Origin of the sequence: Bacillus sp. MUM 116 (assembly GCF_001866655.1) — a bacterium.
GTDB lineage: Bacteria > Bacillota > Bacilli > Bacillales > Cytobacillaceae > Neobacillus.
Window position 1 is genome coordinate 1 of record NZ_MLYR01000139.1, and the last position, 9469, is coordinate 9469.

The window sequence follows — 9469 nt, forward strand, 5'->3', positions numbered from 1 at the left end:
AACTGAACTGTATAGTTTGTATAGCTTTTAATAAGCCCTTCCTCACCATTATATTGATACTGTAGAACCCATTTTTTGATGAGATTATGCGAAATTCGATATCTTTTACCAAGGGACTTATAACCTCCCTCATTACTTAAATATCTTTGAACAATTTCTAATTTCTTTTCGAATGTAAATTTGGACATAAAAACACCCCGTAAATGTTAGTTTGGTGTCTAACATTCACGGGGCAGATCAATTGTGAATAAAAAACGATTAACATACCCTGCCCTATATAAAATTGTAAAAGAAGCAGTGCAACTGGCTGGAAATAATTTAAAAGTCACGCCGAACCAACTTTTGTCTGAAAGGGGTAGATGTCGGATTAATTGCTCAAGTACTGGAACGAGATGATGGGACTTGTGAAGCTCATGGATATTGCTGGTCGAATCATAATGGAATTGCAACAAAAGCAGAGAAAAGATATTTTGTACTAAAACGTACTGGTTCTATTCAAATTCCGATCTTAGTACGTTAGATAAAAAAGCAGAAAATTAGTATTTTTAATAATACACATCAATAAAGGATTAAAAGTAAGTATCCTCCCTTTTTACGGGTGGTTTTAAATAAATATTATTAGGAAACAATTCCTTTCTCTGTTTTTCTCGGCGGTACGGTCCCCCTCCTCGATCCAAACGTACGCTGCTTGATTAAAAAGTTACCTCCGTTCCGTGTCTTTACCTTTTTTTCTTCTATTTTATTATCCTGCCGAATATCCTTTCCTTGCTGACCGTTTGGTGGTGGTACTTGGATAATATTACATATTTTGTCCGGGCGTAAATTCATTTATAAAGTGAATTTAGCACATATTGAAATTAAAAAATTTATTAAAGAAACAGAAACAATAAAAAAGTTTTCCTCAAAAAAGAAGAAAAAGATAACACCTTTTCTCGAAAATTTAAATTTCTTTCGTTTATTAAAAGTTATCTTTCTTATTTTCCTATCCCTCTATAATTTACATACAAAAGAGTAGTTGTTTCTCTTTAAAAATTATTTAAATTGCCTCATAATGATCATTTACCTAATAGAAGGTTTACTGTAATTATTATAAGACCCAATATCATTATATTTTTTAATATGCACATCGTTTTAAAAGATAAAATAATAAACCCCCTTTACACTTTGTAAAGGGAGTATATTAGTAATTTACTAGCAATTATAAAGTTAAATTTTGCTAACCATCATTCTTTTTAGTTATTTGGATCTAGTTTACCCTTTTCATCGTTTTCATTTTCTTCCTTTAGAATTTTTCCTGTTTTGGCATCTATCGTTACATCAAATCTTTTGCCATCTTTAGATGTAACCTCAACACCGTATTCAGCAAACCCATCTTCACCTTCCAATTCAACGTGCTTTACTTTACCACCTTGATATTGATCCAATACAGTTTTTGTTGCTTGAGCTGGTGTGATCGAAGCTTCTTTTTGTAATTGTGCTTGTTCTTTTGAATCCTGTTCCTCTACTGGTGCTGTCTTATCTTTGTTTATTGAAACAATTGATTGAATTGCATTTGCACCAATTGCTTCTCCACCTATAAGTCCTAGGGATAATACTGAAGCTAAAAATTTTATTCCAATCATTAAATCTCCTCCAATGAATGAATTGCTAGATTTTTTTCGACTAACAAATACAATACTACATCCTATCTTTAAATTTACTCTTAAACAGAAATTAAAAATTTTTAATAATATCTAGCCATGCTTTTTTACTTGGACATACCTGTATTACTACACTTAACCTCTTTTTGTTAAAGATTTGGCCATGTTATTTTTTAGAAGAAATATTAAAATTTATTGACTATGAAAATATATTATGATTTAACGTTCTAAGGACTTCTTTCAAGCATCACCTAGGTAATGAGCAGTTTTATACCGGAATCCTGGGACGATTATCACTCTACAATTTCCTGCAACAATACCTTTTTTAGGAATAAGCCAAGTGGACGGTTCTGTACTATAATTCGTCAATTCTTGCATAGGTCATACCTTGTCTTGATAGTTCTTTAAAGACCTCTTTTAATGCATGGATGGTATTCAGTGGAGCATCTTCATCCGCACCCATGGTTTCTCCACTATCATGCAGAAGGATGACATCCCCCTTTTTTATTTTCTGTAGCAGCCTTGATTTGACTTTTTCACTGCCCCCTTGACTGCGCCAATCTTCCGCCATGACCGACCAATGGATGATCTTATATTGTTTCATTAGAAGAAAATCAAATAGCGTTACTAATCCCCATGGCGGACGATAATAAACTGGACGGTTCCCGGTAATTTTTTCGATAATGGAAGCGGTCATTCTTAAATGCCTTCGAAGTGTCCACGGAGCCATAACCCAATTGGATTTGTGCACGTAATTATGCATTCCAATTAAATGGCCCTCTGAATGAATTCTTGCAATCATCTCCGGGTACTTTTCTGAGTTAGAACCAACTACAAAAAACGTTGCTTTTATATTGTTTATCTTTAACAAATCTAAAAGCTGCGGTGTATAAACCGGATTGGGTCCATCATCAAAAGTAAAAGCAATCTTCTCAGATGATTCTTTCCGCTTTAATACTCCGATCCCCATACCGGCAGTTAGGATAAAGGGAACCAACCAGTACAATGTCAGTAAGAGAACCACCAGAAGAAGAATCTTAGTCATTTAATGCACGCTCCTTAATTGACTTAATAACTCAGCGAATACATAAAATCCTTTATAGGATACTGGTTTTCCTTTGTACGATTAATTGCATCAATGACTTCAACCAATGCAAACGCAGCTTCTTTAGGATGAAATCGTTTTGAATTCTCCCTCATCTCTTGAAGTAGTTTTACATTGCACAGTAATTTGGTTAAAAGATTGGTTAATTCACGCTCATTTTTGGCCTCTATTGCTACACCGGAACGAACTAAAAATTTAGCGTTATCCTGCTCTTGACCAGGAATTGATTTATAAAGCAACATAGGCAATTTCATGGCAATCGCCTCAAACGTAGTGACTCCTCCCGGTTTTGTAATCATAACATCGGAAATGGCCATGATTTCGTGAACATAGTGAATATAACCAGTCACATGAACCAGATGTTTGGAATTCTTAAGCATTTCTTTCAATTGCATTTGAAGTTTTTCATTATACCCACAAACAATAAATAATTGTACTTGCTTGGGTATTTCTTCAAACCTTTGAAATGTGGAACCACCATCACCAATCAGGCCATAACCGCCTCCCATTACCAAAACCGTAGGCATAAAACAATCTAAACCATACTTCTCGCAAATTTTCTCTCGGTGAAAAGTTTGAGAAAATTGCTGTCGAATCGGAATCCCTGAAACTGTAATTCGATCAACTTCCACACCTAATTTTATCAATGCTTCACGGACTGCTTTAGAGCCGACCAAATATTGATCTGTATTAGGATAGATCCAGCTGCTATGATCGGTATGATCGGTAATCGTTGTCACGGTTATCACATTGCTTAAACCATAGATTTTTAACTTTGACATCACAGCGGCCGCTAACGGAAAAGTACTGACTACAACGGTTGGCTGAACTTCTTCGATTAAAGTTTTCATTCGTCCAATCCCAGTTGATAAGAACTTCTTCATCATGTTTGAAAAAGTGTTCATCTTGCGTGTTTTTTGATAAATATAGCCATAGATTTCCGGAAAATTTTTCACTCCCTGCAGAAATAAAAAACGGCTTACCTGATTAGAATAGGGGTGGACCCATTCCATAAAATCAACAATCACAGATTCTAGGGTAGGAAATCGAATTTGTATAGCTTCTTGTAGAGCATTAGCTACTTGAACATGACCTTCTCCATAATTTCCAGTTAGAATTAAAATCTTTTCCTTTTTTACTACCTTCATCGATCTCCACTCCTTAAAATGGTATTTTTATACTTATCACGATTTCGAGTCATACCCTTACTAATATTAGATTTGCCAATTGTTCTGCATATTTATTTATACGTATATTTCCATATATATCCAAACCTTATTAATCACCAAAAAAATCCATCAGAACCAACCACGTGGTCTCTAAAAAGCAAAAGCAGTGAAGCTAGGAATCTTCAGAAAGGGTATGTTTTTGGGCCGTTTTAGATGATGGTCCCGATCAGGAAGAATTTTTTCACTTTGAAGATATCGAGACTGTCTTTCACGATGATAAAATCCCTTTACTTGGTGGTTGGACAAAAAAAAATAAACAACACAATTTAACACACCAAAAAGACGATTTCCAGAACGTTAAGGAATCGCCTTTTTCCTTTTCGGTGTTTGAAAAACAGTTTGTTAATTTTCGAGAATGGTTGATTTCCATTAAAAAAGAATTGATATAATGGGGAATCGCCAACTTTTTGTGAAAAACCTACGCTAGGGATTGGTTGAAATTAATCGAATTAAAGGACAACAAGATAGAACTACAATTACTTGGAAATAGAAAAATTTGAAGTAGATAAAAACTATTTATTTTTTTTGAGCCATAGCATCTTCCAAATTGTAATAAATTTCATCCTTAATATACCGATCAAATGAATTTAGACTTTCTTCCTTTATTATTTTTTCAAGTAATGTTTTGATAAATATACGGTTTTCCTCATCTATTTCAATTTCAAGCAACGATGTTAAAAAGGAGATTAGCATTGATTTTTGTTTTGTCTTAAATTCCTTGTCTATAGAAATTCCCTCAACGGAATGAATGAGTATAGACTTTTTTTTGTGTGGTAGAAGAGATAGATCGTCAACTCCTTCTATCTCTTTTATATTACTTGTCAACAAAATACTTGATATTCTTGAGTGTATATTAAATTCCCCAATAATTTCGGTATGATCTTTAAAATGAATCGTGACTTTTTCTTTAGCAAAACCAAATGTTTCAATAAAGCTCACTATGGTTGGATGTACTTCGAGTTCAACTTCAATTGTAGACACATCTCCATGTTTAACTAAACCTAACGTTCCATTTTTTATAGGAATTTCTATATTCCTAATAAATACTTTAGAAATATTCATATTAAAACCCTCCAAATCTTTTTTACCCAAATTCAGAAGTACTACATTTTCTTTATTAAGCCTTAGCAAGACGAAAAGCTCTAGATCGGACAACTTTGTTTGATGGGAAATTTTTAATTTGTTGTTCAAGAATCCATTTTAAAATCTTTACTATTTCCCATGCCCCTTCTATCTCAATCCCCTTTTGAAAGAATCAATTGAGAGCTCCCATTGTTTCATTTTTTTATAATCCTTTAGTATATCTAGGTTATCTTTTTCAAAGGTTTTTTCCTTTTTAAATTCAAAAACCATCCCTTTATTTTTTAAATACTCATGGTTTATTTGTTCTTGACCCGGAAGTACGGAAGGAATAAAAATCGGAAGCCTCTTTTGTAAAACCTCACTAATGGTGACTCCACCAGGCTTTGTAACAATTGCATCCATTTCATCATAAAGTTGATTCATTTCCGCTCTTGATGAAATATATGCCAGTGGTTTGATATGAGCTAAATTCCACGAAAGAATTTCTTCATACAATTTTTTATTTTTACCTCAAAGGACAAAATACTCAGCTTGTGTAGATTGCTTAACTCCTTCTAGTAGTTCTAAAATGTCTCCCAAACCATTACTTCCCCCCGCCACTAATACTTTGAGAAGATTTTATTGATTTGTAACTTTGTTTTTTGGGTAATTTCTTTATGAATCGGGATCCCAGTGACAATTATTTTATCTCTGGTATTTGATACTTTTTTTCTGAGTTCTTCTTTTACATCCTGGCTAGGAAGAAAGTGAAAATCAATTTCTTCTCTTCCCCATACATTATTAATAAAGAAATCAGTATACACATTTATGATTGATACGTTATATTTCCCCTTCCTTTTTAATTGACTAAGAAGGTAGGATGGGAAACCATGTGTACAAACGATTAAATCTGGGTTTTCGTCCATTAGCAATTGTTCCATTTTTTTCAAAAAGAAATAATGATACCATTTAAATGAATGTTCTTTGGTAGTTGGTCCATAAAAGAACTTTTTATATGCAAGATCGTAGATCTCTGGTGCGTATCGAATCCATTTTAGATAGCCACTTGTAATCAATTTCTCGAAAGATTGATTAGTATAACTTAGCAAGTCTATTTTTTAAACTGTAATTTCGTCTTTTTCCCTTTTTAATATATCCATTAATGCATCAGCAACTTGATGATGTCCTGATTGCATCAGTAGAAATGGTAAAAACAAAACCTTTTTCATTTTGATCATCTACTGTTAATTGCTTATAGGATTTGTTCTCTTTCAATGTATCACTAATTTCTTTATAAACTCCCTTTTTAATAAATTCCTAATGATAAAATAAGGGTATTTTTAAGGTATCAAGTGGGGTTAGAAACATATATAAAAAGAAGAGTCCAAAAAAAGTTGTTTGGACATCCTTTTTCCGAGTTCTATCAAAATTAATGAAGTAACATGTTAAGACAATTTCCTTAAAATGAATATACGTTATTTGATATTCCCTTTCAGAATAGTTTTCCTTTCATTTTTAATCACAAAAAACCTCGAAAGGCAGTAAAGCCAATCCAGATGAGAAGAAAAATAAAAAGTAGGGGTGAAGTTCATACTGCATCCTCTACTTCACAAGATGGGGCGACCATTTGAATTAAATGGTAGAGAGGATTGTATAAAGGAAGCTAGGTAGCAAATACCTAGCTTGTTCTTTTTCAAATATTAAGATCATTTAACGAGCACTTAAAACGTTTCCTCTCTCTTTTTTTCTTTAATTAAACTAACACCTACCATAACCCTGTCAAAAAAACAATAGAGCGGGAATGATGCAATGTTACGTAAATCTGTTATGAAATTAACTTTGGCTTTCTTGCATTACTGTTTTTTTTGACATGCTTTTTTGTATTGCTGTTTTTTTAGGCATAAAGCACGCAAAAATTAATGCCACAAAAGATAAGACTAACATTAGTATATAGGCATTACTAGAGCCAAAGATAGAAGCTAATTTTGCTAGTTACATTGCATTAATGTTTTGATTTCCTTTAGATAGCTCAGTAGCATGTGAAGTTGCTTGAATTGTGTACACAGTGATAACAACTGCTGTTCCAATAGCACCTGCTAATTGGCGAATGGTATTATTTACTGCTGAACCATGTGAACCCAGCTCTCTTGGTAAAGCATTTAGCCCTGCTGTATTCAAAGGCATAGAAATGAAGCTTAATCCAATTCGTAAAATAATCGTGCGTACCATTAAATACATATAGGTTGTGGATTCTGTTAAATGAATGACTCCCCACATGGAAATAACAATAAATAGTAGGCCTGTAATAAAGAGTGGCTTAGCTCCGTATTTATCATACATTCTACCTGTGACAGGTGATAAGATCGCATTAATCACAGCTCCAGGTAATAAAAGTAAGCCTGCTTCAAAAGCTGTAAAACCTCGCCCATTCTGTAAGTATATTGGTAAAAGAATTAAATCTGCATACATGATCATCGTTAATAGGACATTAATGAACGATGTGAGAGTGAAAATTTTATATTTAAATACGGATAAATTTAATAATGGATCCTTGGATTTTATTTGACGTAAACAAAATAGAGTCGTAATAAAAATTCCAACGACTATTGTTGTAATGACAACTGGATTATCCCATCCCTTACTTCCTGCAACGCTAAATCCATATAAAATACAACCAAATCCAATCGTTGATAAAATGACACTTGCAATATCTAATTTTGCTTTTGTTGTTTCAGCAACATTCATTAAATATTTGAACGCAAGAACAATTGCAATTAATACAAAGGGAGCTAACCCAATAAATAGCCATCTCCATGATACATATTCAATGATAAACCCAGATAATGTAGGAGCGATGGCTGGAGCAAAAATCATCGCAAAGCCAATTGTTCCCATAATGCTTCCGCGCTTTTCGGTAGGATATAAATATAAAATTACTGTCATCATTAGAGGCATAATAATTCCAGCACCAATTGCTTGAATCATTCTTCCCGTTAACAGCATGCCAAAATTCATCGCACAGGCACAAAGTACAGATCCGATGAACAAAAAGAACATCGAACTTATAAATAGCTGCCTTGTTGTAAAACGTTTCATTAAAAACGCCGTGATTGGCACTAAGACGCCGTTTACTAGCATAAAGCCTGTAGATAACCATTGAACAGTTGCTGGAGTTACATGAAATACGTTCATTAAACTGCTCAATGCAACGTTTAATAAAGTTTGATTTAATGTGGATAAAAAACAGCCAGCAATCAGTACGATTAATAAGATTTTTTTATTACTTTCTGTTATTTCCTTATTCATTCATTTACCCCTTTATTCTAGACTTGTATTCTCAACATTGTGTCGATAAAATATATAGTAACAAAAGTATATATTCCTGACCATGAACAGTTTTTTTGAAATTGTTCACTAATCGACATACAGAATATAAGCTGTTGAGAAATCAAAGAAAAATCTATAAAGGGAGATAAATATGTCTACACCCAAAAAAGAAGACCCTCGTACAATTCGTTCAAGAGAGATGTTTAAAGAGGCTGTCTTTTCTCTTTTAAGCGAGGGCTCCACTATTCCTACCTTAACGGTTCAGAAAGTCGCAGCCAAAGCTGGATTAAATCGGACAACGTTTTACCTACATTATCAGGATATTCAAGATTTACTAACGCAAATCACTAATCAGATTTTAAATGAGCTTTCTGATAAAATAGTTGCTTTAATACATGCAAAAGATTTATCAGAAAAACAACAGGTAACACAATTGCTTGATTATTTGTATACTCATCGAAATTATTTACTACTTTTGTTTAATATGAATGAATTTGAGGATCAATTGTTTTTATTATTAAAGCAACTAGTAGGAACAAGAAGGAAGAATACCGAAAAGAATTTACCAGATGATTATGTTGCGATTGATATTAAAACAGCTTCATTGGTAGGCATCATCATGTGGTGGATAAAGAAGGGGCTTCATTTTAGTTCAGATTATATTGCAAATCAAATTTATTTAATGTACAGAGCTGAAGTAATGACTAAAAGTAACGATTATTAATAATCATTTAATTCTTTTGCTAATTACTTGATTATACATACTATCTTGAAGGTCTCATTTCCCTGGGAAAAGAAAGTAATAAAAAGGTACTACCATGGTGAGTGAAGTGATGTTGAGCAGATTTTATTAGATTTTCAAAAAATTAGAAATCAAAAACCCCCAACTTCCCGCAGCGATATGAAGTGACCCCTAAAAGTTAGACACGGTTATTTCATTAGGCAGCGTGTGTAAAATGAGTTCGGTATTGTACCGGACTCATTTTTAATTTTGCCTTGATCCGTTTCGTATTATAGTAATTAATATAATTTTGTAATTCTACTTTAAAATGTTCGACACTCTCAAATTCCTTTATGTAGAGGAACTCAGATTTCATAATTCCAAA

At 33.1% G+C, this 9469-nt stretch carries 9 protein-coding genes and 2 pseudogenes; 2 read left to right on the plus strand and 9 right to left on the minus strand.

Features of this window, described 5'->3' with window-relative positions; translation table 11 throughout:
• Window positions 1–188 (minus strand): helix-turn-helix domain-containing protein (locus tag BIV60_RS25590; RefSeq protein ID WP_141770561.1); only part of this gene is annotated, 188 nt, incomplete at its 3' end.
• A 173-nt stretch (window positions 189–361) separates the two neighbouring features.
• Here BIV60_RS25590 and BIV60_RS30685 point away from each other — a divergent pair.
• Window positions 362–520, plus strand: a pseudogene (locus tag BIV60_RS30685) (peptidase G2 autoproteolytic cleavage domain-containing protein); the annotation flags it as partial.
• Between the two features lie 712 nt (window positions 521–1232).
• Here the strand turns inward: BIV60_RS30685 and BIV60_RS25600 are convergent.
• From BIV60_RS25600 to BIV60_RS25625, 7 genes and pseudogenes are all read right to left on the minus strand, one after another.
• Window positions 1233–1622 (minus strand): PepSY domain-containing protein, encoded by a 390-nt coding sequence (locus BIV60_RS25600; protein WP_071358526.1) that lies wholly within the window; start codon window positions 1620–1622, stop codon window positions 1233–1235.
• Between the two features lie 373 nt (window positions 1623–1995).
• Window positions 1996–2685, minus strand: a complete 690-nt coding sequence (locus BIV60_RS25605; protein ID WP_071358527.1) for a polysaccharide deacetylase family protein — start codon at window positions 2683–2685, stop codon at window positions 1996–1998.
• 23 nt (window positions 2686–2708) lie between these two features.
• On the minus strand, window positions 2709–3893 hold the full coding sequence (locus BIV60_RS25610) for an MGDG synthase family glycosyltransferase (RefSeq protein ID WP_071358528.1): 1185 nt from the start codon (window positions 3891–3893) through the stop codon (window positions 2709–2711).
• A 597-nt stretch (window positions 3894–4490) separates the two neighbouring features.
• Window positions 4491–5036, minus strand: a complete 546-nt coding sequence (locus BIV60_RS25615) for a hypothetical protein (RefSeq protein WP_071358529.1) — start codon at window positions 5034–5036, stop codon at window positions 4491–4493.
• A gap of 168 nt (window positions 5037–5204) precedes the next feature.
• Entirely contained in the window at window positions 5205–5552 is a 348-nt protein-coding gene (locus BIV60_RS30690) for a hypothetical protein (RefSeq protein ID WP_256218553.1), read from the minus strand.
• Between the two features lie 104 nt (window positions 5553–5656).
• Window positions 5657–6145 (minus strand): MGDG synthase family glycosyltransferase, encoded by a 489-nt coding sequence (locus BIV60_RS30695; RefSeq protein WP_371261595.1) that lies wholly within the window; start codon window positions 6143–6145, stop codon window positions 5657–5659.
• Window positions 6146–6869: 724 nt separating this feature from the next.
• Window positions 6870–8342 (minus strand): annotated as a pseudogene (locus BIV60_RS25625) (DHA2 family efflux MFS transporter permease subunit).
• A 172-nt stretch (window positions 8343–8514) separates the two neighbouring features.
• On the opposite strand from BIV60_RS25625, the gene BIV60_RS25630 reads away from it, so the two are divergent.
• Window positions 8515–9087: a TetR/AcrR family transcriptional regulator gene (locus tag BIV60_RS25630; RefSeq protein WP_071358530.1), complete on the plus strand. Its 573-nt coding sequence runs from the start codon at window positions 8515–8517 to the stop codon at window positions 9085–9087.
• Between the two features lie 214 nt (window positions 9088–9301).
• On the opposite strand, the gene BIV60_RS28865 is transcribed toward BIV60_RS25630, so the two are convergent.
• On the minus strand, window positions 9302–9469 hold a 168-nt coding region (locus BIV60_RS28865; RefSeq protein ID WP_141770562.1), incomplete at its 5' end, for an IS3 family transposase.

Coding starts and splice junctions, on each gene's coding strand:
- BIV60_RS25600 (WP_071358526.1), bottom strand. CDS start 1,622: ATGATTGGAATAAAATTTTTAGCTTCAGTATTATCCCTAGGACTTATA.
- BIV60_RS25605 (WP_071358527.1), bottom strand. CDS start 2,685: ATGACTAAGATTCTTCTTCTGGTGGTTCTCTTACTGACATTGTACTGG.
- BIV60_RS25610 (WP_071358528.1), bottom strand. CDS start 3,893: ATGAAGGTAGTAAAAAAGGAAAAGATTTTAATTCTAACTGGAAATTAT.
- BIV60_RS25615 (WP_071358529.1), bottom strand. CDS start 5,036: ATGAATATTTCTAAAGTATTTATTAGGAATATAGAAATTCCTATAAAA.
- BIV60_RS25630 (WP_071358530.1), top strand. CDS start 8,515: ATGTCTACACCCAAAAAAGAAGACCCTCGTACAATTCGTTCAAGAGAG.